We start from the raw sequence: 25,901 nt of genomic DNA on the forward strand, positions 1-25,901 counted from the left end.
ACCCCCTACTCACGCGCTCGCGTTCTGGAACACATCAGCCAAAGCCAGCTTCATGAAGCTGAACACCAGATACGCCTGCTGATCGCGCACGAAACTGCCCAGCAGGAATTCCTGCCAGTTGGCCGATTGCTTGGTTACCAGGTCGTTACGCTGTTCATGACTGGCAAATCGCCGGTAGCCGCTGACGCTGTCAACCAGAAAACCGGCCGGAATTTCCTCGGAATTGAGCACCATGAAACGGCTGCTACGCGAAACCACGCTGGGCTCGCCGTCGAGCAGCTGGCGCAGATCAATCAGCGGCAACAAACTGCCGCGCACGTTCGCGATACCCAACAGCCAGGATTTGGCATTCGGCACACGCGAATAGGCGGGCACGGTAATCACTTCACGAATTTCACGCTGCGGTGCAAGCAGGGAAAACTCACCCAGCCGAAACCCCAACCCGACCCAGGCATCGCTGGCATCCGTGCCGCCCACGTCGGTAAAGCGTGTTTGTAAACGCTGATCCAGCTCAACCAGGAGGCGGAACGGTTGATCAGCCAGCGCCCGGAGTTCTTGAACGTCGGAACTGAGCATGACGCTATCCCGCGCGACTGGGTTTATGTGACTCGACCGCAGCGATCAGTTCATCGCGCGTGAAGGGCTTGGTCAGATAGTGATCCGAGCCGACGATGCGCCCGCGCGCCCGGTCAAAGAGCCCATCCTTGGAAGACAGCATGATCACCGGCGTTTTGGCAAAGCGCGGATTGCCCTTGATCAGCGCGCATGTCTGATAACCATCCAGACGCGGCATCATGATGTCGACGAAAATAAGATCCGGTTTGAGCTCGGCAATCTTGGCCAGGGCCTCATACCCATCGGTCGCCGCAGACACCTCACACCCGGCCCGGGACAGCAGGCTTTCGGCTGTCTTTCTGATGGTTTTGGAATCGTCCACCACCATCACGCGTACACCCGCCAAATCGTCCACTTGACTGTCTGCCACCGAAGCTCCCCCTTAACTCTTCCGTGTACGCCGATGGGCTTCAAACAAAGGCGCAATCGCAATTCCAGATTGCCTGTTTTAGCACAGGCGGCAACGCTCTGTCGCTGCCGCCGCAGCGCCGGGTTTTCTGTGCGCCAAGCGGTGTCCCGGTAGAATGCGCGGCCATGTTCCATCACACGCCCAGAAGCGACCGCCGATGAACGTCGAAAACACCTCCCGCTTGCGCCGCCTTGGCATCGTCATGGACCCGATCAGCGCGATCAAACCGGCCAAGGACACCAGCCTTGCATTGCTGCTTGAGGCCCAGGCTCGCGGTTACGAGCTGCACTATCTGGAAATGGCCGATCTGTTTCTTGATGGGGGTCGAGCCGGCGGCTCATCGCGCCCACTGCGCGTGCGCGACTCGCTGGATGACTGGTACAGCCTGGAAGACCGCCAATCGATATGGCTGGACGAACTTGATGTCATCCTGATGCGCAAGGATCCACCCTTCGATCAGGAATTCCTCTACGCCACGCAAATTCTCGACGTGGCTCAACGGGCTGGGGCACGGGTGGTCAACGACCCGGGTGCGCTACGCGATTTCAACGAAAAACTGGCCCTGGCACGTTATCCGCAGTTCACCGCACCCACCCGGGTGGATCGCGACATGGGGCGCTTGAGAGCCTTCGTTGCCGAACACGACGACACGGTCATCAAGCCACTGGATGGCATGGGCGGGGCCTCCATTTTTCGCCTGCGCAGTGACGACCCCAATCTGGGCGTGGTGCTGGAAACGCTGACTCACCATGGGCAGCGCTACGCGATGATTCAAAAATATCTGCCGGCCATCCGTGAAGGTGACAAGCGCATACTGGTCATCAACGGAGAACCCTGGCCCTACGCTCTGGCGCGCATTCCGGCCGAGGGCGAATCACGCGGCAATCTCGCTGCCGGCGGGCGTGGCGTTGGCCGTGAGTTGTCGCCCCGTGATCGCGAGATCGCCGAAACGCTGGGCCCTGATCTTCGTGCGCGCGGCTTGTTGTTTGTTGGCCTGGATGTGATCGGCGATCACCTGACCGAGGTTAATGTCACCAGCCCAACCTGCGTACGTGAGTTGGACAAGCAGTACGGCAGCAATATCAGTGCACGCTTGTTTGATGCGCTTGAGGCTGATCTCGACAGCGCTTCGCGCGCATGAAGCAAACAATCATCGGGCTGGCCCTGTGCGCAGTTCTGGCGTGGGGCGTTTGGCAGCAACGTCCGGAGCCGGTTCACAATGACGTTGTGCACCGCGAACTGTTCGCACTCGGCACGCTGATTCAGATTTCAGTCGCTGGCCACATCGAACCCGCAGTGATGAATCAGGCGCAAGCGGCACTGACCGACCTTGAGACGCGCTGGTCGGTGCTCGGCGACGGCGATCTGGCGCAGCTCAATAAGACACTCCAAACTCAAACGAGCGCGCCTCTGCCATCCACACTTCAGGCTGGATTCGCAGCAGCACGTCAGCTGTGCCTGGACAGCGGCGGCCGCTTCGACCCGGGCGTCGGCGACCTGGTTCGGTTGTGGGGCTTCGATGACGAGGACCACTTCCGAACCACGCCACCGCCAGCGGATCAACTCAACGCCGCGCTACAGCAACGCAGCAGCCTATGCGACAGCCACATCGACCCACAGACGGTGGTGGTGGATCAGGTGCCCGCGCGCTTCGATTTCGGAGCCTCGGCCAAAGGACGCGCGGTCGATGAGGTCATTGCCTTGCTTCAGGCTGCCGGCATCCACAACGCCATCATCAACGCAGGTGGCGATATCAAAGTAATCGGTCGACGCGCACAACGGGCATGGCGTATCGGCATCCGGCACCCACGCCCGGTGGACGGGCGCACCATGCTGGCTTCACTCCAAGTTCACGACGGCGAAGCCATCTTCACCTCCGGCGACTACGAGCGCTTCTTTATCGATAACGGGGTGCGTTACCACCACATTCTTGATCCACGCACCGGCTTACCCGCCATGGGCAGCCAATCGGCCACCGTCCTGCACAGCAGTGCGGAACGCGCCGACGCCGCGGCAACAGCCCTGTTTGTGGCCGGCGCACAGGATGCTGCCAGCGTGATGCAACAGATGGGCGTGGACAGCTGGCTGCTGGTCGACGCCAACGGCCGCCTTCACGCCAGTGATGCCATGCGCGCCCGAATTCCGGATCTGGCGAGCCAGTGACCCACGCAGACCGCATACTGCTGTTGCTGCTGCTGGTCGCGGTCGGAGCCTTGTTCCGGGTGTACTGGACGCCGCCCAAACCCGCCACCCAGGCTGTGCTGACCGGACCACAGCAACGCCTGAACCTAAACCTGGATGAGAATACTCAGGTGCATATCCATGGCCCGTTAGGCGATAGCGTGCTGGAGGTGGTCGATGGCGGCGTCCGCTTCGTATCATCACCGTGCCGGCACCAGATCTGCGTGCGTTCAGGCTGGCACCGCAGTGCCGGCGCGGTCGCCGCCTGTGTGCCCAATCGCATCAGCCTGGTTTTGAGCGGCGGCGAGCGTGAGTTCGATGCAATCAGCTACTGACTCTCGCTTCGACGGGCTGGTTGCCGGCTACGCGGCGCTGGCTATCGTGATTCATATTCTTGAAGCCGGCCTGCCCTCGCCCATCCCTGGCATCAAACCCGGCTTGGCCAATGTCGTCACTCTTGTGGTGCTGTTACGCCATGGCTGGGCACTGGCCGCCTGGGTTGTGGTTTTGCGCGTGCTGGTCAGCGCACTGCTGCTGGGTACCTTCCTGACCCCAACCTTCATACTGAGTCTGTCCGGCGCATGTGCCAGTCTGACCGCGCTGGGTCTGGTTCATCTGGTACAGCAGCGCCTGCCGCTATTCAGCGCATATGGCTACGCCATGCCGTCAGCGTGTGCGCACATGCTCGGCCAATTCCTGGTCGCCTACGCCTTGTTTGTGCCGCATGAAGGACTGCTCAAATTGCTACCTGTACTGAGCAGCGCGGCCTTGCTGTTCGGGCTGTGCACCGGCTGGCTGGCGATGCGCATACTCGCGGCCATGAGCCCGCTGCCGCGGGCTCCGAGTGACGAGCCGACATGAACTTGCCAGAAGCCCGCTTGCGGCCAGACCCTGCAAACACGGATACTGTAGCCATGCCCGAGGAATCGTTGCGCAATCAGTTCCTTATCGCCATGCCCAGCTTGGCGGACAGCAATTTTGAACGCTCGGTCAGCTTGTTATGTGAACACGGCGATGACGGCGCCCTGGGCTTGATCATCAACCGCCCCACCGATCTGACCGTTGGCGGCATGTTCGAGCATCTGGATATCGACTGCAGCGGTTTGAACCCAGCACAAACCCAGGGGCCGGTCTACTGGGGTGGTCCGGTGCAGTCAGAGCGTGGGTTTGTCCTGCACAGCCCACTGGGCCAATGGGAATCCAGCATTTTGGTCAGCCCGACGCTGGCGGTCTCGACATCGCGGGACATTCTGGCGGCGATTGGCGCCGGCCAAGGCCCCGACAAATTCCTCATCACACTGGGCTATGCTGGCTGGGAAAGCGGGCAGCTGGAACGTGAAATTATGGAAAACAGCTGGCTCAACACCGAGGCCAGCCCGTCGATCATTTTCGACACGGCCAGTGACATGCGCTGGGATGCGGCCACCCGATTGCTCGGCATCGACCCGTCCAGCCTCAGTCATGGCGCAGGGCACGCGTGAGCGTGGTTGCCCTGGGATTCGACTTCGGCGAAAAGCGCATCGGCATGGCCATTGGCAATCAGACCACCGGCACCAGCCGCGCCCTGGGCTGGATCGCAACGCCCCACAACGATGATGGCTGGCGCGATATCGAAACCGCTGTGCACGACTGGCAACCACAGGTTCTGCTGGTCGGCGTGCCTCTGACCGAAGATGGCGGCAAACAACCCATGACCCGCAAAGCACGCCATTTCGGCCACCAACTGCGCGAGCGCTTCCATTTGCCAGTCTGTGAAATCGACGAGCGTTACTCCTCGACGGCAGCCGACGCCGCTTTGGTCGAGGCGCGTCGTGGTGGCCAAAGAACCAGAAAACTCCAGCGCGGCGATACCGACAGCGCCGCCGCATCTCTTATTGTTCAGCAGTGGCTGGATCAGGCATGAACCCGCAAATCGACGAACACGGTCAATTCCGCCACCTGCTCACCATGCAGGGTTTGAGCGCGGACAACATACACAGCATCCTGGATCGCGCCGAGAGCTTCGTCAGCAGCCCGGGCAGCGGCCCGCGAACCAGTGCGGAGCTCAAGGGCAGGACTATCGTCAACCTGTTCTTCGAGGCCAGCACCCGCACACGCTCGGCCTTCGAGCTGGCAGGCAAGCGTCTGAGCGCTGACGTGCTCAATATGGATGTCGCGACCTCCTCCACCAGCAAAGGTGAGACCCTGCTGGACACGCTGAAGACGCTCGAGGCGATGGATGTCGATATGTTCATCGTGCGTCACCACGCCAGCGGCGCCGCGCAATTTATAGCCAATCAGGTTCGCCCGGGTGTCGCGGTGCTCAACGCAGGCGACGGGCGCCATGCGCACCCGACCCAGGCCTTGCTGGATGTCTTCACCATTCGCCGCCACAAGCCGGATTTCGCATCACTGTCAGTGGCCATTGTTGGCGACATTCTGCACTCCCGCGTGGCCCGTTCAGAAATCCGAGCCTTGCGCGCGCTCGGGGTTCGCGATCTGCGCGTCATCGGCCCGAGCACGCTGTTACCGAGTGGTCTGGCCGAGCTTGGTGCTCAGCCAGAGACCGATATGGACCGCGGGATCGAAGGGGCCGACGTCATCATCATGCTGCGCTTGCAAAAAGAGCGCATGAGCGGCCACTTCCTACCCAGCGCCGACGAGTTCTACCAACGCTACGGGCTGACCCAGTCACGTTTGGCCGGGGCCAGGGCCGACGCCCTGGTCATGCATCCGGGCCCGATCAATCGCGGAGTGGAAATCGAATCGCGTGTGGCCGACGGCCCGCAATCGGTGATCCTGCAGCAAGTCAATCACGGGGTTGCCGTCCGCATGGCCATCATGTCCATGATTCTTGGCCAGTCCGGAGCGCGCCGATGAGCCTCACACGTATCAGCAATGTTCAGTGGTTCAACCCGCATGCCGATACAGGCACCCAAGCGGTGTCGGTTGATGCTGACGCACAAGGCTTGCGCCTGAGTGATCACGCGCAGGCGGACGTCACCATGGATGGCCAGGGTCTGTGGCTCATGCCGGCGATGTATGACCTCGGGCAACACCTGCCCCGCGCCGGACGCGCGGCCAGCGCCATTTCGCACGAATTGCAGGCCGCCTGGACCAACGGCTTCGGGGCCGTTTGCGCGGCTCCGGATACCGATCCTCTGGTCGACAACCCGGCTGCCATGGAGTGGATCATGCAGCGCGTCGGCCACGATGCGCAGCCGCGCGCCCAGCTGCATCTGATCGGCGCTTTGACGCAGGGCCTGCAGGGCACGCAACTCAGCAATATGGCCAGCCTGCAACAAGCCGGCTGCCATGCCGTAGGCCAGGGAGACGGCCCCATGCCTGAGGTCGGCCTGCTACGCCAAGCGCTGCGCTACGCCGCCGACCTCGACCTTGGTGTCCATCTCACACCACAGCTCAACACCACCTTTGCCGGCTGCGCGCACGATGGCGCGGTGGCCAGCCGGCTTGGGCTCAGCGGCATCCCTGGCGTCAGTGAAACCCTCGCTGTTGCGATGATTGTTGCGCTGGTTGAAGACACCGGCTGTCGTGTCCACCTGACCAGACTGTCCAGCGCGGGTGCTGTTACACGCTTGCGCCAAGCCCAGGCAGCGGGTCTGCCGATTACGGCCGGCGTCTCCCTGTGGAATCTGCTGTACACCGACCAGGCCATAGCGGATTACGACGCCCGCTTTCACCTCAACCCACCGCTGCGAGATGAAACCGACCAGCGCGCACTTGTGGACGGCGTGCGCGACGGCACCATCGGCGTGATCAGTAGCGATCACCGCCCGCTTGGGCAGGACGCCAAGCTGGGCCCGTTTGCCGACACCCAAGCGGGCGCCAACGGTATTGACGGCTTCATCGCCGGCTTGGTCAAACTTGTGCATGAGCACAAGCTTCCCCCGGCACGTCTGGCGCAGAGCACCAGTCAGACACCACGGCGTGTGATCGGTGAAGAGCCGGACACCAAAGACTGGCTGCTCATCGACCCCAATCAAGCCTGGACAATGCAAGCGGATAACGTGCACAGTGCAAGCCGGCATACGCCATGGATGGGGCAATCGATGCATGGCGCACTGGCCGGACGCATCACGGATGGAGTCTGTGAAATCCACCAAGGCTGGCAAGGCCGGCTTGGTGTATAGTTTTTTGAATTTACAACGCACGCTGCAGGGAGAGACTTGAACATGGCACGCGTTCTTATCGTCGACGATTCGCCGACGGAATTGATGAAGTTGCGCGGATTTCTTGAGGCGGAAGGGTTTCAAGTGGTCGAAGCCAGTTCAGGGGACGATGCCATCGCAAAGTCCAAGGCCCAGCGCCCGGACATCATCGTCATGGACGTGGTAATGCCCGGCATGAACGGTTTTCAAGCCACGCGCACGCTGAGCCGTGACCCGGACACCAAAGATGTCCCGATCATCGTCTGCTCAAGCAAGAGTCAGGAAACCGACAAACTGTGGGCCAAGCGTCAAGGCGCTGCCGACTACGTGGTCAAGCCAGTCAAAGGGCCTGATCTTCTGTCCAAGATCAAGGCGCTACTGAACTAGCCAGTCAAGCACCTGCCAATCTGCTTCGGGGGGAACCATGGCACAAGCGAAAGGCGCAGCAGGAAGTCGACGCGAGTTTTTGCTGCTTATTCTGGCCGTCGTCTTTCTGGCCGCGACTCTGGGGGTATACGTTTACACCCAGGAAACCGCCCGTCACGACCAGGAATACGTCAATCTTGCGCGCTCTGCGCAGCAGCAGGCGACCGATCTGGGCAAGTTGGGTGCCGACGCCTCGCGCGGCATCACGCCTGACTTTCGCCTGCTTGAAGGCGCTCAGGCCAACCTGACCGATGCGATCGACTTCATCCGCAACGGCGACGAGTTGATCGACCTGCCTCCCGCACCGAAGGCCGTGCATGAGTCTCTCGACTTCCTGGAGGAATCCTGGGCCGAGATGAACGACGGCGTGAACACCATGCTTGATGGTCGCAGCGCCTTCCTCACCGCCGATCAATACGTCTATCAGATCGATGACACGGCGATTCAGATTGCCGAAGCCACCGAGCAGCTGGTTGAACGCCTGGTCGATATTCGCGCTCCCGGTAACGTGATCAGCCTGGCTGCCGAGCAGGCCTTGCTGCTGGAGCGCCTGCGCACCCGCGCACGCCGCGTGATCGGTGCCGGCCGTGGCGCTGACATCACCGCCGAGCGTCTGGCCGAAGACACCCAGGCATTTGCCAGCAACAACAACCAGTTGCGCAACAGCGTGGCAAACCGCGATGCGCGTGCGGCTGAACTGATCAAGCAATCGAGCAACCTGTTTACCCGTGTCAATGAAGGGGTTGCAGGCATCCAGGGTGTGGCCTCCGATATCGCCGAGGTTCAGGAATCATCAGCCCTGCTTTCGCGCTTGGGCACAGAAGTGCTGGCCTCAGCCATCGACGTCGAAGATTCGCTCACACAGCTGCGTCAGAACCGTCCGATCAAGCCGGTCCTGATCTACGTCTTCGCCGGATTGTCCGCACTGTCTCTGCTGTTATTCGTTGCCATCTTCCTGTTCAACGTACGTCGTCGTCAGGTTGCGGCAGAAACCTCTGAGCGCAAACAGCAGGAAGCCATTCTGACCCTGCTGGATGACATCTCCAACCTGGCAGATGGTGACCTCACCACCTCAGTGACAGTGACCGAGGACTTCACCGGCGCAATCGCAGACTCGATCAACTTCACCATCGAAACCCTGCGCACCCTGGTCGGCACGATTAACAACACAGCACGCCAGGTGACGGACGCCGCATCCTCGACCCTGGACACGGCAACCTCGCTGAACCAGGCAAGCCGCTCGCAGAACGATCAGATCGGTTCAGCGGCAGAGTCGATTACTCGCATGACCGAGAGCATGCAGGACATGTCGCGTGAGGCTGAACAGCTCGCCCAGCAGGCTGAAACCTCACTGCAGACGGCCCGTTCGGGTGGTGAAACGGTGCGCTCAACGATCACCGGCATGGAAGCCCTGCGCGAGCAGATCCAGGACACCTCCAAGCGCATCAAGCGCCTGGGTGAATCCTCGCAGGAAATCGGCAACATCATCGAGTTCATTAACGACATTTCCGAGCAGACCAACACCCTGGCGCTGAACGCATCGATCCAGGCCGCCATGGCCGGGGAATCGGGCAAAGGCTTCGCGGTGGTCGCAGACGAAGTCCAGCGTCTGGCAGAACGTGCCAGTTCGGCAACCAAACAGATTGAAGCCCTGGTCAAAACCATTCAGGCCGATACCAACGAAGCCATCATCTCGATGGAGCGTTCAACCGCCAACGTGGTCGCCGGGTCGAAGTCGGCACAGACCGCAGGTGGCGCGCTGGAGCGTATCGAGAGCTTCGCATCCGAGCTGGCTCGACTGATTCAACAGATCGCCGGGACCTCAAGCGAGCAGGCCAAGGTTGCTTTCGGCCTGAACGAAACGATGACCCAGCTGCGCACCATCGCCAACCAAACGGCTGATTCGGCTGACCTGACGGCATCGCGTACGCGTGAGCTGACCACCCTGTCGGAGCAGATGCGTGAGTCGGTCTCCGGTTTCCGCCTGCCTGGCGACGACATCGAAGACGATTTCAGCGATATGGCCGAATTCGACGACATGGATACCGAACAAGCGGCGTAACAAAAGCATCCAAAAAAAAACCGCCATACGGCGGTTTTTTTTCGTCTGCGTGTCGCCCATGCGAGTCAAGTGAACGCGATTCGCGACTCTAGGTTTGCCGCCGAATCTGCATTGCCTAACGCTTCTTCTTTGCTGATGCGCCCTTCCTTGTACAGGGCGAACAATGCATCGTCGAAGGTCTGCATAGCCCGGTCCTGACTGTCCGCCATGGTTTCCTTGATGCCATCCACCTCACCACGCAGAATCAGCTCAGCGATGTACGGTGTGTTGATCATGACCTCGACGGCTGCACAGCGCTTGCCTTCCACCGTGCGCACCAGCCGCTGGGAAATAATCGCGCGCAGATTGATCGACAAATCCATGTACAGCTGTGCACGCAGATCTTCAGGGAACATATTGATGATGCGCTGCAGCGTCTGATACGCATTGTTGGCGTGCAGGGTGGAGATACACAGGTGACCTGTACCGGCCAGCTGAATCGCCGCCTCCATGGTTTCGCGGTCGCGAATCTCACCGACCAGAATCACGTCAGGCGCTTCACGCAATGAGCTCTTCAGCGCCGCCGCATAGCTGTGCGTGTCCTGCCCGATTTCACGTTGGTTAACGATCGACTTCTTGTTGGGATGCAGAAATTCGATCGGATCTTCGATCGTCAGGATATGCCCACCGGCACTTTCGTTGCGGTGGTCCAACATGGCCGCCAGGGTGGTCGACTTGCCCGAACCGGTTGCGCCCACCATGAGAAGCAGACCACGCTTACGCATGATCAGATCCCGCAGCGCATCCGGCATACCGAGTTCGTCAATGGTCGGCACCTTGGACTGCACATAGCGCAGCACCATGGACACGTTGCCTCGCTGGTTGAAAATGTTGACGCGAAAACGCCCCAAACCGCCGGCTTCGGTGGCCAGGTCGATCTCCAGATTCTGTTCAAAGGTGGCCTGCTGGTCCGGCGTCATGATGCTGTAGGCCAGTTCTTTGATCAGATCCTTGGTCATCAGCTGCTTGCCGATGGCAAACATGTTGCCGTCGACCTTGAGCATGGCCGGTGAGCTGGTGGTGAAGAAGATGTCCGAAGCGTTTTTCTCAACCGCCAGCTTCAGATAAGGAATGAGCTTCATCATGGCGTTATTGCCCCAACGGACGTGAAGGCGCACGCCGCGCGGCGATCTCTTCCTCGTCCTCCAGCATGGTCATCTTGCGCACGCTTTCGTCGTCCATCAGGTCCGTCGATGCGCGCTTGCTTTCCAGCTTGATGCGCAGGCGCAGCTCGTTCTTCGAGTCGGCATTGCGCATCGCTTCTTCGTAGTTAATCTGGCCGGATTCAAACAACTCAAACAGCGCCTGATCGAAGGTCTGCATGCCCTGATCTGCGGAACGTTTCATGACATCTTTGATCTGCCCGACCTCACCCTTGAAGATCAGGTCCTGAATCAGCGGTGAGTTGATCATCACCTCAACCGCCGGCACGCGCCCTCCACCGTCTTTGCGCAGCAGACGCTGGGCAAGAATGCCCTTGAGGTTCAGCGACAGGTCCATGAGCAACTGCTCGCGCTTTTCTTCAGGGAAAAAGTTGATGATGCGATCCAGCGCCTGGTTGGCGCTGTTGGCGTGCAGCGTGGCCAGGCACAAATGCCCGGTTTCAGCAAAATTGATGGCATGTTCCATGGTTTCACGCGCCCGGATTTCCCCGATCAGGATGACGTCCGGGGCCTGGCGCAGCGTGTTCTTGAGCGCGGCTTCCCAGGAATCGGTATCTACGCCGACCTCGCGCTGGGTCACCACACAGCCGCGGTGGGGGTGCACATACTCAACCGGGTCCTCAATGGTGATGATGTGACCTTTGGTGCGTTCATTACGCACCCCGATCATGCCAGCCAAAGAAGTCGACTTACCCGAGCCGGTGCCCCCCACCATGAGCAGCAGGCCGCGTTTTTCAAGAATCAGATCGGCCAATATCGGCGGCAGTCCCAGATTGTCGAACTTGGGGATCTCAGTCTCGATCGTACGCATGACCGCACCAGCTGCGCCCTGCTGAACAAAGACATTTACACGGAAGCGACCGATATCGCCGGGACTGATGGCGAAGTTGCATTCGTTGGTCGCCTCAAACTCCTTGAGCTGGCGGTCATTCATGATCGCCCGAACGATCATGGCCGAGGCCTCGGCGTTGAGCGGCTTGTCCATCATCGGGGTCATCTGCCCGTCGATTTTCATCGCCGGCGGAAAGCCCGACGTGATGAACAGGTCGGATGCATTTTTCTGTTTCATCAGGCGCAGCAACTGCTGCACCAGACGTATCGCTTGATCGCGTTCCATGGGCCTCTCCGCGTCTGTGGCCTAGAAGTCGTTGGGGTTCATGGCCTTCTGCTTGGCCGCGTCGCGTGTAATCTGGCCTTTGCGAACCAGATCCTTGAGGCACTGATCGAGGGTCTGCATACCATCACGCTGCCCGGTCTGGATCGCCGAATACATCTGGGCGATCTTGTTCTCGCGGATCAGATTTCGAATGGCCGGCGTACCAATCATGATTTCATGCGCAGCAATACGCCCACCACCATTGCGCTTGAGCAGCGACTGCGAAATGACCGAGCGCAACGATTCAGACAGCATCGCGCGGATCATGTCTTTCTCAGCGGCCGGGAACACATCGACGATACGGTCGATGGTCTTGGCCGCCGAGCTGGTGTGCAGGGTCCCGAACACCAAGTGCCCCGTTTCAGCAGCGGTAAGAGCGAGGCGGATCGTTTCCAGGTCACGCATTTCGCCGACCAGAATCACGTCCGGGTCTTCACGCAGCGCTGAACGCAGCGCTTCGTTGAAGCCCAACGTGTCACGGTGAACTTCACGCTGGTTGATCAGGCAGCGCTTGGATTGGTGCACGAACTCGATCGGATCCTCAACCGTGAGGATATGGCCGTAGTCGTTTTCGTTGATGTAGTTGACGATCGCCGCCAGCGTGGTCGATTTACCGGAACCGGTCGGCCCGGTCACCAGCACGATGCCGCGCGGCGTTTTGGCGATGTCCTGAAAGATCTTCGGTGCATTGAGATCTTCCAGCGTAAGAATTTTTGACGGAATCGTACGAAACACCCCGCCGGCACCACGATTGTGGTTGAACGCATTCACACGAAAACGAGCAACACCAGGAATTTCAAAGGAAAAATCGGTTTCCAGAAATTCGTCAAAATCCTTGCGCTGCTTGTCGTTCATGATGTCATAGAGCATGTCGTGAACTTCTTTATGCTCCATGATCGGAACGTTGATGCGACGCATGTCACCATCCACGCGAATCATCGGTTCCATGCCCGCCGACAGATGTAGGTCCGACGCCCCCTGCTTGACGCCGAACGTCAACAACTGCGCAATATCCATGCTGTTCCCCACCAAAGCTTGAATGACTTCCACAAAGCTATCGGCAAACGCCGACACTGGCAACCAGATCACGCCTCGTCTTTGCCAATTGCGCGAACGCATCGAACGCGCCTGCGATGCCAGTCACAGAAACCCCACCGAGATCAGCCTGCTTGCGGTCAGCAAAACACAGCCGGCAGACGCGCTGATGGCTGCTTACAACAGCGGCCAACGCGCATTCGGCGAGAATTATCTGCAGGAAGCTGAAGGCAAGATTGATGCCCTGCCCAAGGACTGTGAATGGCATTTCATCGGCCCTATTCAATCGAATAAAACGCGCACCATTGCGGAACGCTTTGACTGGGTGCACAGCGTCGACCGCCTGAAGATTGCGCGCCGCCTGAGTGAACAGCGCCCTCCATCTGCGCCACCGCTGAAGATCTGCCTGCAAGTCAACATCAGCGGCGAGGCCAGCAAATCCGGCGTCGAGCCCGACCAACTGGCCGCGCTGTATCAGGCCGTAGCTGCACTGCCACAGCTGCAGGTCATGGGCCTGATGAGCCTGCCCCGCCCGACCGACGATCCCGAACTGCAACGCCAGGGCTTTCGCCAGTTGCGCGAGTTGCGGGACAATATCTGTCCGCAGGCGCCGGTGCTCTCCATGGGCATGTCACAGGATCTGGAGGCGGCGGTCGCCGAAGGCAGCACCCTGCTGCGCATCGGCACCGCTTTGTTCGGTCCGCGCGCGTCAAACCAAACCGCTCAGGATTCCCGCGCATGAACCAGGATGAGATGAAACAGGCCGCTGCCGAGGCCGCCATTCAACATGTCGAAGACGACACCATCGTCGGTGTTGGCACCGGTTCCACCGTCAACTTCTTTATTGATGCGCTGGCCCGGATCAAGGGGCGCATCGAAGGCGCGGTGTCCAGCTCGCAAGCCTCAACCGAGCGCATGCGCGCACTGGGTATCCGGGTTCTGGATCTGAACGAGGCGGGGCCGCTGCCGCTGTATGTCGATGGCGCAGATGAAACCAATGCGCATCGCCAACTGATCAAAGGTGGTGGTGGCGCGCTGACACGGGAAAAAATTGTCGCCGCCGCCAGCGAAAAGTTCGTCTGCGTGGTCGACGCGAGCAAAAAGGTTGGTGTGCTCGGTGAATTCCCGCTGCCGCTGGAAGTGATCCCGATGGCACGCAGCTATGTCGCCCGCGAAGTCGCCAAACTCGGCGCGCGCCCGGTGCTGCGCAGTGGCTTCGTCACCGACAACGGCAACGACATCCTTGATCTGCACGGACTGTCCATCGTCAATCCGCCGGAACTGGAAGAACGCATCAATCAGATCGTGGGTGTGGTGTGTTGCGGCCTGTTCGCCCAGCGCCCAGCCGACGAGGTGATCATGGCCACGCCCGACGGCCTGCAGGTTTTCTAGGGCCCCAGACGCTGGCGCAGCTGTTCGAGACGCTCAAGCGTTCCGACATCGGTCCACAGGCCGGTGTGATGTTCACCGCTAATCCGTCCTGATTGCATGGCCGCGCGCAGCAGCGGGGCCAGGGCAAAGCGCCCTGGTTGGCAGCCTTCAAACAGCCCCGGATCGAGCAGACTCAGGCCCGAGAAGGTCAGACGCGGGGCCTGATCAACCAGCCTGGAAGCCCTGTCCAGGCCAAAATCACCGTCCGGATGATGCGCCGGGTTGTCGACCAGCACGAGATGTGCGGCGTCATTCTCGGACCAGTGGCGTGCACGCTCGGCCAGCCGCTGCAAATCGAAATCGCTGTAGACATCGGCATTGGCGACGATGAACGGACCGGGACCAAGCGGGTCGAGCATCTTGAATATGCCACCTCCGGTTTCCAGACGCTCGCCTTGCTCTTCGGAGAATGTCACCCGCATCGGCCAACGCCACACCGCATTCAAATGCGTGCGAATCTGCTCACCCAGCCAGTTGAGATTGATCACACAATGCTCGACGCCAGCGGCTGCCAGCTTGTCCAGGGTGTGCTCGATCAGGGTCTGCCCACCGACCTCAACCAGAGGCTTGGGGCAGTGGTCGGTGAGCGGCCGCAGGCGCTCGCCACGACCGGCCGCCAGAACCATGGCATTCAGGCGTCCAGACATTGCTCAGCCAGCCGTGTCAGCGGCGCCAGCTCCGCATATTGCGCGGACACCTCACGCACATAGTTGAGAACGCGGGGAATGTCCTCAAGGTAACCAGCCTTGCCATCGCGATGATTGAGCCGGGCAAAAATACCAATGGCCTTGAGGTGGCGCTGCAGGCCCATCCAGTCGAAATCGCGCTGGAACGACTCACGCGATGGCATCGACCGACCCTGCGCGGCACTTTGCTGCAGAAAATAGTCGACCCAGGCATCAATCTTTGCGGCCGGCCAGGCGACATAGCAATCGCGCAGCAGCGACACCAGATCGTAGGTCACCGGACCATGCACCGCGTCCTGAAAATCCAGCACCCCAAGACCACCGCTGTCCGCCCACATCAGATTGCGTGAGTGGTAATCGCGATGCACGAAGGTGCGTGGCTGGGCCAGCGCCACCGCAATCAAGCGCTGGCACAGCTCATCCCAGTCGCGCTGCTCGGCGGCACTGAGCACGCGCTGCCGGTGCACGCCCAGATACCAGTTGTGAAACAAGGCCAACTCGCGGGCCAGCAACGCCTCGTCGTAGGGCGGCAAGGTCTGTGCATCAACCGCCTGCATGCTGACCAGCGCATCAATCGCACGGCGGTAAGCCGCATCGGCATCCACGCTGTCCAGCGCCTGCAGGAAGGTGAGCTTTCCCAGATCATCAAGCAGCAGAAAACCCTGCGCCAGATCCTGCTCGCGCACCACTGGAACCCGCACCCCGGCCTGATCCAGCCGGGCGCAAACATCGACAAACGGCTGGCTGTCTTCCTTGTCCGGCGGCGCGTCCATCACGATGTGACTGACACCTGCGCCCGCGTCCTGCGACAAAGTGTCTGAAAATACGCGAAAATAGCGGCGGAAGCTGGCATCACTGGAAGCCGGCTCCGGGGCACCATGGGCGGGCAGGACAACATCCAGCCATGCCTGCATCTGGACGTAGCGCTCGTCCTGGCGAGTGTCGCGGGTCATCAACGAAACCACGGGAAAAGGTTTGCGCGGATTCTACAGAATGTGCGGCGGCATGCTGCTCAGCCTGACGCCGGTGATCAGCACCGCGCAGGCGCTGTGCGAAGAATTGGGCTTCAAGCAGCGCAGCTACGCCGAGCAACTGCTCGACGACGCGGCACTGCACGCCGACGCCGGCGAGGTGGATTTGCAGGCCTATGGCGAATCGCGCCTGCAAGGTGGCGTACGCATGCGCTTCGGGCGCGACATTCTGTTTGCCGATGATGTGCGCTACCGGCACGCCGACCGCCAGCTGCGCGTGATCGGGCGCACTCTGTTCGAAACCGAGACCATTCAGGTCCAGGCCGAGGCCGCAGACATCGACCTCGACAGCGAAGAAGCCGACTTTGAGCAGGCCCGCTATGTCGCCTTTGCCGCAGGCGCGCGCGGCCATGCCGAGCAGCTCCACGTCAGCGGCTCGCAAAAAGCCCGGCTGCGCGGCGTACGTTACACCACCTGCTCACCAGAGCAGGAAGCCTGGGTGCTGGAAAGCGACGAAATTACGCTGGATTCCAAGCGCGGCCTGGGCTCGGCACGCAATGCCAAATTGCGCTTCATGGGTGTGCCGATTTTCTGGGCGCCGTTGTTCTACTTCCCGGTTGGCGACCAGCGCCAGACCGGGGTGCTACCACCGCGCATCGGTGACAACGCCACCACCGGCCTGGACATCAGTATTCCGCTGTACATCAATCTGGCGCCCAACTACGACCTGACCCTGACCCCACGGCACATGAGTGAGCGCGGCGAGCAGATCGCGGCCACCGGGCGCTACCTGTTCAGCCACAGCGAGGGCGACAGCACGGTTGAATGGCTGGAAGAGGACGAGCAGACCGGTGAGCGCCGCTATTTGCTCGATACCACGCTTGAGGGCGGCACAGCCGAGCACTGGAGCTGGCAGGTGGCCTACACCCGGGTCAGCGACGAAAGTTATGCCAGCGAGCTGGACACCACATTCACCGACGCCGCGCAAAGCCAGCTTCCGCAGTACGCCCGCCTGTCCTATCGACATCTTGATGCCGGACTGCGCGCCTCACTCGCTGCACATGAGTATCAAAGCCTCATCCGCACACTGGAAGAGCCCTATGCGCGCCTTCCAGAATTCAATCTGAACTGGCAACCGGCCTATCGCAACGGTCGTGTTCGCCCCTTCCTGAGCGCTCAAGCGGTCAATTTCCGGGACATTGATGAAACCCAGACCTGGCGCGAGGATGCGCGCATTGGGCTCGATTGGCGACTCGACCTGCCCCAGGCGTTTTTCACCGCCCACACCGATTACCGCTGGACCGGTTACCAGGCCCGCGAAGACGGCACCACCGTCGATACCATCGACCGTCACCTGGGTACCGTGCAGACCGGTTTCGGCCTGAACTTCGTGCGCCAGGGCCGTTTTGGGCGCTATCAAACGCTGACCCCTCAGGTCTACTACCTGTACGTGCCGTATACCGAGCAGGACGCGATCCCGCTGTTCGACACCAGCCAGCCTGACTTTTCCTTTGATCAGCTGTTTGCGCTCAACCGCTTCACCGGCGTCGATCGCATCGCCGATGCCAATCTGATCACCACCGCGGTGCGCACCGACTGGTACCGCGACTTCGGCCGGGAGCGCGTGGTCAGCGCCAAGCTGGGGGTGCAATGGCGCGCTGAGTCCTCGCAGGTCACCCTGCCCGGCGAAAGCGCCCCCGCCTCTGGCAGTTCCGACTGGCTGGGCGAGATCGACTACATGCTCAACGATCGCCTGCGCGCGCAACTGGTCGGCCAGTGGAACGCCGATGAAAACCGCATGGATCAAAGCTCGGTCGCCGCGCGGTACCAGTACAGCGAAGATCAGTTCATACACATCGCCTACCGCTTCCGGCGCGACAACTTCGAGCAGACCGACGCCATCGTCTCCATGCCGATCAACTCGCGTTGGAAGGTGGCCGGGCGCTGGACCTATTCGCTAGAAGATCATCGCAGCCTGGAAGCTCTGGGCGGGCTGGAATACAGCAGCTGTTGCTGGGGCGCGCAGATCGCCTGGCGGCGTTATCTGGCCGGCGACGGCGGGCGCTTTGACTCCTCGATCTACCTGCAGTTGGAACTCAACGGCCTGGGCAGGATCGGAGAGGGTCTGGATCGTCTCTTAACGCGTGATATTCTTTAGGATTGACTGCGCGACTGTAGCGCGCATCGACACATTATCCGGATGTACATGAATCCCATTTATCGCCATCGCCATGCGCTCGTTCTGGCCGCGCTCCTGCTGCTCGTCAGTCCGTTCTCCCGGGCCGCCCAGGTGCTCGATTACATCGTGGCCGTGGTCAACGACGAGGTGGTCCTGAGCAGCGAGCTCAACCAGGCCCTCGACCAGATCAAGCAACAGTTCGCCGGGCGCGGACCTTTGCCGGAAGAAGAGGTCCTGCGGCGTCAGGTCCTGGAACGCATCGTCGTCACCAAGGCGCAGGTTCAGCGCGCCCAGCAAGGCGGCTTGCGGGTTGGTGACGAACAGCTCAACCAGGCCATGGAAGACATCGCCGCGCGCAATGGCATGAGCCTGAATCAGTTTGCGCTGGCCCTGCGCCGGGAAGGTATCGACTACCTCCAGCTGCGCCAGCAGGTGCGTGACGAAATCCTGGTCAACCAGTTGCGCCAACGCGAAGTCGATTCACGCATCGTGGTCACCGAGGACGATGTGGACCTGCTGCTGGAACAGCAGGGCGAATCGGACAAAGTGGAATACCACCTGGCCCACATTCTGATCGCAATCCCCTCGGACGCGACATCGCAAGCGCGCGATGCGGCCACGCAGAAAGCGGCACAGGTTGTCAGCGAGGCCCGCGACGGTGCTGATTTTGCGCAGCTTGCCATCACCCACTCCGACAGCCCGCGTGCGCTGGACGGCGGTGATCTGGGCTGGCGGCGCGGCAATGCGCTGCCCACCCTGTTTGCCGACGTGGTGCCTGAGCTTGAGGTTGGCGGCGTCAGCGACCCGATCAATGCCAGCGGCGGCCTGCACATCGTCAAGCTGGTCGACAAACGCGGCACTTCAGGCGATGCGCTGGTCAAAGAAACCCATGCCCGCCACATCCTGCTCAAGCCCAACGTGCTGCGCAATCCGCAGCAAACCCGAGCCAAGCTGGAGGAAATTCGCCAGCAGATTGCCGATGGCGCTGACTTCACCAAACTGGCCAAGCAACACTCCGAGGACCCGGGTTCGGCCAACCAGGGTGGCGACATGGGCTGGCAGGGGCCAGAAACCTTTGTGCCGGAATTCCAGCGTGCACTGGATCTGCTGGAACCGGGCGAATTGAGCCCGGTATTCCAGACCCCGTTCGGCTGGCACATCGCCGAGGTCATCGACCGACGCGAACGCGACCGCACCGAAGACCTGCGCCGAGCCCAGGCACGCCAGGCCATTTTCCGGCGCAAGGCGGGCGAAGAACAGGAAGTCTGGTTGCGCCAGCTGCGTGACGAAGCCTACGTCGAATACCGGGAACAACCGGACGCCGGTTGAACCCGCTCATACTGCATACGCCGGGTGAACCGGCAGGCATAGGACCGGAACTGCTGATCAAGCTGGCCGCGCAACCCAGCGCGGCCTGCCGTGTGGCCGTGGCCGATGGCGCGCTGCTTGAGCGCACCGCCAAACACCTCGGCCTGTCGCTGACATTGCGTCGGTTTGACGGTGTGGCCCAGGCCACGCCCGCCAACACTCTATGGCATCTGCCTCAGACCATGCCGCAGCCCGTCACCTTCGGCCTGCCTTCACCGGACAATGCCGCCTACCTGCTGGCGTGTCTGCGTTGTGCGGCAGATCAGGCCCGCGTTAGCCAAGCCGCCATGGTCACCGGCCCGCTCAACAAGGCGGTCATCAACCAGGCCGGTATCGCCTTTACCGGACACACCGAATTCATTGCCGCGCACTGCGGTGGCATGACCCCGGTGATGATGCTCACGGCAGGTACGCTGCGCGTTGCGCTGGCCACAACCCATATGCCGCTGCGTGCGGTGGCCGATGCGATCACTCCCGAGAGCCTTGCTCACGTCATGCAGGTGCTGGAGCACGAACTGCGCGAGCGCTTCGGCATTCACAAGCCGCGCATTCAGGTTTGCGGACTCAACCCGCACGCTGGCGAAGGCGGACATCTGGGTGATGAAGAGCAGCGCGTGATCGAACCCGCGCTGACACAGCAACGGGCGCGCAGTGGCGAGGCTGCACAGTGGCTCGGGCCGGTGCCGGCAGACACCGCGTTCACGCGGGAGCGCCTAGCCCAGTGCGATGCTGTACTGGCGATGTACCACGACCAGGGTTTGCCCACATTGAAGCATGCCGGCTTCGGGCAGGCCGTGAACGTAACGCTGGGCCTGCCGATTATCCGCACCTCGGTGGATCACGGCACCGCCCTGGATATCGCCGGAAAAGGCACGGCTGATGTCGGCAGCCTGCGCGCGGCCGAGAACATGGCCATCACCCTGGCCACACAGGGCAAGCTCACCCATGGATAAGCACCGACCACGCAAGCGTTTCGGCCAGAACTTCCTGACCGACCGCAATATTATCGAGCGCATCGCCTCGGCCATTCGCCCTAGCGCGGACCAGCATCTGCTCGAGATCGGCCCCGGTCAGGCCGCACTCACCGAGGCGCTGCTGCCATATTGCGGCAAGCTCACTGCAGTGGAGATCGACCGTGATCTGGCCGCCACCCTGCGCCAGCGCTTTGCCGCTGAAGCGCGCTTCGAACTGATCGAAGCCGACGCCCTCAAGGTCGACTTCGCCACACTTGGTGACGCGCCGCTGCGGGTGGTGGGCAACCTGCCCTACAACATCTCCACGCCGCTGGTTTTTCACCTGCTGCAAAGCCGTGCGCGCATCATCGATTTCCACATCATGCTGCAGCGCGAAGTGGCCGAGCGCATGGCCGCACGACCGGGCAACAAAACCTACGGTCGCCTGAGCGTTGCGGTCAGCCTGGCGGCGCGCGCAGACATTCTGTTCGATGTGCCGCCGGGGGCCTTCTTTCCGCCACCCAAGGTCCGCTCATCAATTATCCGGCTGACCCCGCGCGACGTCGACCTACCCTGGCGCGCCCTCGACCGCGTGCTGCAGGCCGCCTTCTCGGCCCGGCGCAAAACCCTGCGCAACGCGCTCGGCAAGCTGTTTAGCGCCGAGCAGTTGCAGGCACATGGCCTCGACCCGCAACTGCGCCCGGAAAACCTCAGCCCTGATCAGTTTCTGGCCCTGGCCACCACGCTGCATCAGGCCTCCGCCGAAGCCGGTTAATCGTCCTGCTGTTGTGCGGCCAGATGGGTGTCGCGCATCAGGCTCTCCTGGGCCAGCGAGGCCACAAGCTCGCCATCACGGTTGTAAATCTGACCTTGGGTCAGACCGCGCGCGCCCTGTGCCGATGGGCTGTGCATGCTGTACAGCAGCCAGTCATCCAGGCGCGCGGGGCGGTGGAACCAGATCACATGATCAAGGGTCGCAGCGACCACATGGCGCTCGAACCAGCTCATGGCATGCGGACGCATAGCAGTGCCCAGAAAATTGAAGTCGGATGCGTAGGCCAACACCGACTGATGCAGACAGGGATCATCCGGCAAAGGGCCGGCTGCGCGAAACCAGATGTGCTGCTGCGGCGGCATCGACTCGGGGCGAAACGGATTGCGCGGGGTAACCGGCTTGAACTCGATGGCCAGTTCCTGCTGGTAGCCTGGTTTGAGCGGCGCCGGGCAATCCTCCAGCCAGCGGGTGCGCAATTCCGACTCCAGCACCAGCTCTTCCGGAGGTGGTACATCGGGCATGCTGTCCTGATGTTCATACCCCGGTTCAGGCTGCTGGAACGACGCCATCATGCTGAAGATCGGCCGCCCGTGCTGAATCGCATGCACCCGGCGCACGGCGAAGCTGCGCCCGTCACGAATGCGCTCAACGTCGTACACGATCGGCGCCTCCATATCCCCGGGGCGCACAAAGTAGGCATGCACCGAATGCGCCAGGCTGTGCTCAACCGTGCGACTGGCCGCAACCAGCGCCTGGCCCAGCACTTGGCCGCCGAACACGCTGCGTCCGCCCAGATTGCGGCTTTGGCCCCGGAACAGATGCTGCTCCAGGTTCTCCAGCTCGAGGACTTCAATCAGATCTTTCAATGCCGCATTCATGGCCTGTCCTTGATGACACCATCGACACCATCACTGGCCACTGGCATCCAGCGGCAAGGGGTCGATGCGTCGGGAAAATTGTGGGATAGTCGATCCCAACGGGATCGCATGTGGGGGGAATTTTGCCAAATCCCGGCAGCACGCGCCCTGAACGCTCGCGTTAGAGAACCAATCAATGTCACAAATTGAAGCCTTGATCGTGGATGACTCCATGTCGGCGCGCTTTGCTCTGAGCCGCAGTCTGGAACCGCACAATATGAACATTGTGCAGGCCAAGACCGGTGAGGAAGGCGTCGAAGTTGCGGCTCAAGCCACGTTTGATGTGATCTTTATGGATCACGTACTGCCAGGGATTGATGGCCTGCAAGCCATGGAGCAGATTCGCAATCTTCCCCAGTACCCCAGCACACCGATCATCATGTGCACCTCCAACGACTCGCAGGAGTACGTCGATGATGCCTTGGCACGCGGCGCCACCGACGTGCTGAGCAAGCCGCCGGACAGCGAAGCGCTGAATCAGCTGCTGGCCCGCCACTTGAGCGCGCCACAATCGGCCACAGCGGCCACCCCAGAACAACAAGCTGCACCCGCAGCGGAGAGCCCGAGCATGAGCGACGACGCCAAACTGCAAGCCATTGATGAACGCCTGGACCGTCTTGAGGCGATGCTGCAACGCCTGGAACAGAACGTGACGCAGATGGACACGCGCACACGCGCCGTGGCCCGCGCCATCGCCGATCAGGCCGGGCGCGACCTGTCGAACCGCTTGCTACGCGCGGTGGTCACGCTCAAGGGCGGCACGCCGAAATAAGCATGTCCAACCAGCCGGCCCCGCCCCGCGTAAGCCTGGTGGTGGGTCTGGTCGGCGCCTGCTGCGTCATGTATGTGCTGCAGCTGTCCGGCCAGAACTTTCTGCTTCAGCATTTTGCCCTGTGGCCGCCCGGCGAACGCAGCGTGCAGTTTGGTGCACAAGGTGCCTGGCAGTACCCACCGTTTCAGCTGTGGCAGCCCCTGAGCTATGCGTTTCTGCACGGCAGCCCCATGCACCTGCTGTTCAACATGTTCGGCCTGTGGATGTTTGGCCGCCCTGTTGAGCAAGCCCTTGGCACCGCGCGCTTTGCGCTCTTCTACAGCGTGTGCGTGCTTGGCGCGGCGGGCGCGCAGGTCCTAGCTGCCCAATACAGCGGCCAGATTGTCCCAACCATAGGGGCCTCTGGCGGCGTGCTGGGCCTGCTACCGGCTTTCGCCATCCTGTTCCCGCGGGCACGCATTCAGTTGCTGATTCCGCCGGTCAACTTACGCGCCCCGGTTTTCGTGTTGTTGTATGGAGCGGCCGAGCTGTTCTTCGGCGTTACCGGCACGCTGCCGGGCATTGCCCACTTTGCCCATCTGGGCGGCATGCTGTGCGGAGGCGTGCTGCTGTTGTGGTGGCTGCGACCGCGTCGATCACAGCCCTGAAGAGGCTTAAATCGCCTCGCGCCACTCGCGAAATTTCTTCTCCAGAACCTGCCAGGAACTGGGTTGCCGGCTGGCCAGCTCAGCATCGAGCTTTTTAAGCGCCAGAACACCGCCCCGATAACCCTCTGCAACCAGTTCCCGAACATCGCTGCCGTCGGTTCGGCAATAGTCGGCCAGGTCCAGGCTGATCAGCACGTCGGCCGCACGCAACTGCCCCTGGGTGGTGGTGTCGATGGCAATATCCATAGCATTGAGGATGACATCCACAACATTCTGCGGCTTGTCGTAGCGACGCCCGCCGTTGATATCCACGGCCAACAGCACTTCGGCACCCATGGCTTTAAGGGGCGACAAGGGCACATTTTCAACCAGACCGCCATCCACCAGCATGCGCCCGTCCAACTCCGCCGGAACGAAGATCCCGGGGATTGAGGTCGAGGCCACAATGGCATCGATCAGACGCCCTTCCTTGATCACCACCGGCTCGCCGCTGTGTATGTCCGTAGCAACGGCGGCGAATGGAATCGGCGCGTCCTCCAGCCGCTTGTCGCCGACGAAACGCGCCACCAACTTGCCCATTTCGGCGTTGCTCAACAGCCCATAACGCGACAGTGTGGCCGCAGCCATATCCACCCAGCGCAACCCCATGGCTGCCTTGCGCAGATCATCCAGATCCACGCCATAGGCGTACAAGCCACCAATCAACGCGCCAATGCTGGTACCAGTGATGTAATCCGGCTTGGTGCCATGCTCCTGCAAAGCACGCAGCACGCCTATATGGGCCGCACCGCGTGCTGCACCGCCGCCCAGCGCCACCCCAATGGTTGGCCGCTCACGTTGCGGGCGCGGCGCACTCATCGGGCACTTCTTGCGGTGTTCGCGGGGGTCGACGCAGACACATCGGCCTTGACCTCGGGGGTGCGAATCCAACCAAACCGGCTGGCCACAATCCGAGCCATCGATTCAGCCAGCGGTCGCGAGGGGAAGCCGTCGATGCGCAATTCATAGACCAGTTGCTGCGGCGCGCCGGTCTGGACGAGGCGGGCCTGAAAACCGGCCTGCTGCAGCTCGAGTAAAGCCGCCTGACCATCACTCTGACGTTCGAAGCGGTTAATCGTGAGCACGAAACCGTTCTCACCGGGCATCGGTTGATTGCCTTCTTCACGCGGTCCGACATAAGACGCCCGGGCCGGCAAGGGTGAAGCCGCAAGATCACGCGCCGGCGGCGCGCTGTATATCGGCAGCACACCGTGGGGCACTTCAAGATACTCCGGGTTGTATTTGATCAGCCCGCGCTTGCCGGCATCGTTTTCCACCACCAGAAAAAAGGGCCCGACCCCTTTGGCATGGGCGTAGCGATGCATGTCGATCCCTACCACTTTAAGCACCTGCCGGTCTGACAGACCAAACCAGCGCGAACGCTCAGAGGTATACAGGCGCTGGCGCGGCTCCAAACCTTCACCGCGCACGATGACGTCGTGATTGATCAAGCCGCGCGCCGCAGCATAGGTGTCGGCGAACACCACTTTGCCGTTGAACAACAGGTGCTCAAGCCGATTCAATTCGGAATGCGTGCTGGCATCCTCAGCATAGATACGGGTGCAGTCATCAAGCACGCCCGAAAACCAGACAATGCCGTCGCGCACCAGCAAGTCACCGGACAGTTTTCCACGCCGCCCCTGATGCAAGGAGTAATCAAGCGGCTCGGCAATCAGCGCAGGCTTGTTTTTCCACAAAATGTAGCCATATGACTGGAGAACCTCGTCCGCGGAAGGGAACTGGAACTCACGGCCGGGGCGAAACTCGAAATTGCAGTCGACCTCAACAATGGCTGCATAGTCGCTCAAACCGCCCGCCACGGAAAAAGCGGCCGCATAAACGTGCCCTGACAATGGCCAGAAAATGGCCATCAGACCTGCAAGAATCAGCTTGGTTAAACGCATAGGCAAAGTTTAACTGCAGCGACCC

At 61.2% G+C, this 25,901-nt stretch carries 28 protein-coding genes; 18 read left to right on the plus strand and 10 right to left on the minus strand.

Annotation, left to right across the window (positions count from 1 at the left end):
• Positions 1 to 9: 9 nt before the first annotated feature.
• The gene (locus ATO7_RS10755; RefSeq protein WP_083561725.1) at positions 10 to 576 is read right to left on the minus strand and encodes a chemotaxis protein CheW; all 567 of its coding nucleotides are present in this window, start codon (positions 574 to 576) and stop codon (positions 10 to 12) included.
• Positions 577 to 580: 4 nt separating this feature from the next.
• Positions 581 to 943 carry a twitching motility response regulator PilG gene (gene pilG / locus ATO7_RS10760; RefSeq protein WP_083561837.1) on the minus strand — a complete coding sequence of 121 codons (363 nt, stop codon included), beginning with the start codon at positions 941 to 943 and terminating at the stop codon, positions 581 to 583.
• 238 nt (positions 944 to 1,181) lie between these two features.
• Here pilG and gshB point away from each other — a divergent pair, with 238 nt between their 5' ends.
• Genes gshB through ATO7_RS10810 form a run of 10 tightly spaced genes read left to right on the plus strand, consistent with a single transcriptional unit; the run spans position 1,182 to position 9,841 of the window.
• On the plus strand, positions 1,182 to 2,165 hold the full coding sequence (gene gshB / locus ATO7_RS10765) for a glutathione synthase (RefSeq protein ID WP_083561726.1): 984 nt from the start codon (positions 1,182 to 1,184) through the stop codon (positions 2,163 to 2,165).
• On the plus strand, positions 2,162 to 3,187 hold the full coding sequence (locus tag ATO7_RS10770) for an FAD:protein FMN transferase (protein WP_083561727.1): 1,026 nt from the start codon (positions 2,162 to 2,164) through the stop codon (positions 3,185 to 3,187). Before gshB ends, ATO7_RS10770 begins: the two co-directional genes overlap by 4 nt.
• Positions 3,184 to 3,540 carry a NusG domain II-containing protein gene (locus ATO7_RS10775; RefSeq protein ID WP_083561728.1) on the plus strand — a complete coding sequence of 119 codons (357 nt, stop codon included), beginning with the start codon at positions 3,184 to 3,186 and terminating at the stop codon, positions 3,538 to 3,540. The genes ATO7_RS10770 and ATO7_RS10775 overlap by 4 nt, the downstream gene beginning before the upstream one ends.
• Positions 3,524 to 4,066 carry a Gx transporter family protein gene (locus ATO7_RS10780; protein WP_083561729.1) on the plus strand — a complete coding sequence of 181 codons (543 nt, stop codon included), beginning with the start codon at positions 3,524 to 3,526 and terminating at the stop codon, positions 4,064 to 4,066. Before ATO7_RS10775 ends, ATO7_RS10780 begins: the two co-directional genes overlap by 17 nt.
• A gap of 53 nt (positions 4,067 to 4,119) precedes the next feature.
• On the plus strand, positions 4,120 to 4,686 hold the full coding sequence (locus ATO7_RS10785; protein ID WP_083561730.1) for a YqgE/AlgH family protein: 567 nt from the start codon (positions 4,120 to 4,122) through the stop codon (positions 4,684 to 4,686).
• The gene (gene ruvX / locus ATO7_RS10790; protein ID WP_206044881.1) at positions 4,683 to 5,108 is read left to right on the plus strand and encodes a Holliday junction resolvase RuvX; all 426 of its coding nucleotides are present in this window, start codon (positions 4,683 to 4,685) and stop codon (positions 5,106 to 5,108) included. The genes ATO7_RS10785 and ruvX overlap by 4 nt, the downstream gene beginning before the upstream one ends.
• On the plus strand, positions 5,105 to 6,064 hold the full coding sequence (locus ATO7_RS10795) for an aspartate carbamoyltransferase catalytic subunit (RefSeq protein WP_083561731.1): 960 nt from the start codon (positions 5,105 to 5,107) through the stop codon (positions 6,062 to 6,064). The genes ruvX and ATO7_RS10795 overlap by 4 nt, the downstream gene beginning before the upstream one ends.
• Complete coding sequence (locus ATO7_RS10800; RefSeq protein WP_083561732.1) at positions 6,061 to 7,335, plus strand: dihydroorotase; 1,275 nt, start codon at positions 6,061 to 6,063, stop codon at positions 7,333 to 7,335. Before ATO7_RS10795 ends, ATO7_RS10800 begins: the two co-directional genes overlap by 4 nt.
• A 42-nt stretch (positions 7,336 to 7,377) precedes the next feature.
• Positions 7,378 to 7,740 (plus strand): response regulator, encoded by a 363-nt coding sequence (locus ATO7_RS10805; RefSeq protein ID WP_206044882.1) that lies wholly within the window; start codon positions 7,378 to 7,380, stop codon positions 7,738 to 7,740.
• A 37-nt stretch (positions 7,741 to 7,777) separates the two neighbouring features.
• The gene (locus ATO7_RS10810) at positions 7,778 to 9,841 is read left to right on the plus strand and encodes a methyl-accepting chemotaxis protein (RefSeq protein ID WP_083561734.1); all 2,064 of its coding nucleotides are present in this window, start codon (positions 7,778 to 7,780) and stop codon (positions 9,839 to 9,841) included.
• A 65-nt stretch (positions 9,842 to 9,906) separates the two neighbouring features.
• Here the strand turns inward: ATO7_RS10810 and ATO7_RS10815 are convergent, their stop codons facing one another.
• The 3 genes from ATO7_RS10815 to ATO7_RS10825 are packed head-to-tail and all read right to left on the minus strand — an operon-like array spanning position 9,907 to position 13,216.
• Positions 9,907 to 10,965 carry a PilT/PilU family type 4a pilus ATPase gene (locus tag ATO7_RS10815; protein ID WP_083561735.1) on the minus strand — a complete coding sequence of 353 codons (1,059 nt, stop codon included), beginning with the start codon at positions 10,963 to 10,965 and terminating at the stop codon, positions 9,907 to 9,909.
• Between the two features lie 4 nt (positions 10,966 to 10,969).
• Positions 10,970 to 12,160, minus strand: a complete 1,191-nt coding sequence (locus ATO7_RS10820; RefSeq protein WP_083561736.1) for a PilT/PilU family type 4a pilus ATPase — start codon at positions 12,158 to 12,160, stop codon at positions 10,970 to 10,972.
• 21 nt (positions 12,161 to 12,181) lie between these two features.
• The gene (locus ATO7_RS10825; RefSeq protein ID WP_083561737.1) at positions 12,182 to 13,216 is read right to left on the minus strand and encodes a type IV pilus twitching motility protein PilT; all 1,035 of its coding nucleotides are present in this window, start codon (positions 13,214 to 13,216) and stop codon (positions 12,182 to 12,184) included.
• Between the two features lie 22 nt (positions 13,217 to 13,238).
• Here ATO7_RS10825 and ATO7_RS10830 point away from each other — a divergent pair, with 22 nt between their 5' ends.
• A complete protein-coding gene (locus ATO7_RS10830) occupies positions 13,239 to 13,976 on the plus strand; it encodes a YggS family pyridoxal phosphate-dependent enzyme (protein WP_083561738.1) in 738 nt (245 codons plus the stop codon).
• On the plus strand, positions 13,973 to 14,626 hold the full coding sequence (rpiA, locus tag ATO7_RS10835) for a ribose-5-phosphate isomerase RpiA (protein ID WP_083561739.1): 654 nt from the start codon (positions 13,973 to 13,975) through the stop codon (positions 14,624 to 14,626). Before ATO7_RS10830 ends, rpiA begins: the two co-directional genes overlap by 4 nt.
• Here the strand turns inward: rpiA and murU are convergent.
• Both murU and ATO7_RS10845 read right to left on the minus strand, forming a co-directional pair.
• Positions 14,623 to 15,300, minus strand: coding sequence for an N-acetylmuramate alpha-1-phosphate uridylyltransferase MurU (gene murU, locus ATO7_RS10840; protein WP_083561839.1), 678 nt, complete (start codon positions 15,298 to 15,300; stop codon positions 14,623 to 14,625). The two genes, rpiA and murU, sit on opposite strands and share 4 nt — an antisense overlap.
• Positions 15,297 to 16,304, minus strand: a complete 1,008-nt coding sequence (locus tag ATO7_RS10845; RefSeq protein WP_083561740.1) for an aminoglycoside phosphotransferase family protein — start codon at positions 16,302 to 16,304, stop codon at positions 15,297 to 15,299. Before ATO7_RS10845 ends, murU begins: the two co-directional genes overlap by 4 nt.
• A gap of 52 nt (positions 16,305 to 16,356) precedes the next feature.
• Here ATO7_RS10845 and ATO7_RS10850 point away from each other — a divergent pair, with 52 nt between their 5' ends.
• The 4 genes from ATO7_RS10850 to rsmA are packed head-to-tail and all read left to right on the plus strand — an operon-like array spanning position 16,357 to position 21,597.
• Entirely contained in the window at positions 16,357 to 18,480 is a 2,124-nt protein-coding gene (locus tag ATO7_RS10850) for an LPS-assembly protein LptD (protein ID WP_158523165.1), read from the plus strand.
• Positions 18,481 to 18,528: 48 nt separating this feature from the next.
• Positions 18,529 to 19,830, plus strand: coding sequence for a peptidylprolyl isomerase (locus tag ATO7_RS10855; RefSeq protein ID WP_083561840.1), 1,302 nt, complete (start codon positions 18,529 to 18,531; stop codon positions 19,828 to 19,830).
• A complete protein-coding gene (gene pdxA, locus ATO7_RS10860) occupies positions 19,827 to 20,822 on the plus strand; it encodes a 4-hydroxythreonine-4-phosphate dehydrogenase PdxA (protein ID WP_240499460.1) in 996 nt (331 codons plus the stop codon). The genes ATO7_RS10855 and pdxA overlap by 4 nt, the downstream gene beginning before the upstream one ends.
• A complete protein-coding gene (gene rsmA, locus ATO7_RS10865; RefSeq protein ID WP_083561743.1) occupies positions 20,815 to 21,597 on the plus strand; it encodes a 16S rRNA (adenine(1518)-N(6)/adenine(1519)-N(6))-dimethyltransferase RsmA in 783 nt (260 codons plus the stop codon). The genes pdxA and rsmA overlap by 8 nt, the downstream gene beginning before the upstream one ends.
• Here the strand turns inward: rsmA and tesB are convergent.
• Complete coding sequence (gene tesB / locus ATO7_RS10870; RefSeq protein WP_083561744.1) at positions 21,594 to 22,475, minus strand: acyl-CoA thioesterase II; 882 nt, start codon at positions 22,473 to 22,475, stop codon at positions 21,594 to 21,596. The two genes, rsmA and tesB, sit on opposite strands and share 4 nt — an antisense overlap.
• A 175-nt stretch (positions 22,476 to 22,650) precedes the next feature.
• Here tesB and ATO7_RS10875 point away from each other — a divergent pair, with 175 nt between their 5' ends.
• Positions 22,651 to 23,286 (plus strand): response regulator, encoded by a 636-nt coding sequence (locus ATO7_RS10875; RefSeq protein WP_083561745.1) that lies wholly within the window; start codon positions 22,651 to 22,653, stop codon positions 23,284 to 23,286.
• Between the two features lie 2 nt (positions 23,287 to 23,288).
• Positions 23,289 to 23,933, plus strand: a complete 645-nt coding sequence (locus ATO7_RS10880; protein ID WP_083561746.1) for a rhomboid family intramembrane serine protease — start codon at positions 23,289 to 23,291, stop codon at positions 23,931 to 23,933.
• A 6-nt stretch (positions 23,934 to 23,939) separates the two neighbouring features.
• Here ATO7_RS10880 and ATO7_RS10885 read toward each other — a convergent pair whose 3' ends face one another.
• A complete protein-coding gene (locus ATO7_RS10885) occupies positions 23,940 to 24,791 on the minus strand; it encodes a patatin-like phospholipase family protein (RefSeq protein ID WP_083561747.1) in 852 nt (283 codons plus the stop codon).
• Positions 24,788 to 25,876, minus strand: a complete 1,089-nt coding sequence (locus tag ATO7_RS10890; protein WP_083561748.1) for an SPOR domain-containing protein — start codon at positions 25,874 to 25,876, stop codon at positions 24,788 to 24,790. Before ATO7_RS10890 ends, ATO7_RS10885 begins: the two co-directional genes overlap by 4 nt.
• Positions 25,877 to 25,901 lie beyond the last annotated feature (25 nt).

Origin of the sequence: Oceanococcus atlanticus (genome assembly GCF_002088235.1) — a bacterium.
GTDB lineage: Bacteria > Pseudomonadota > Gammaproteobacteria > Nevskiales > Oceanococcaceae > Oceanococcus > Oceanococcus atlanticus.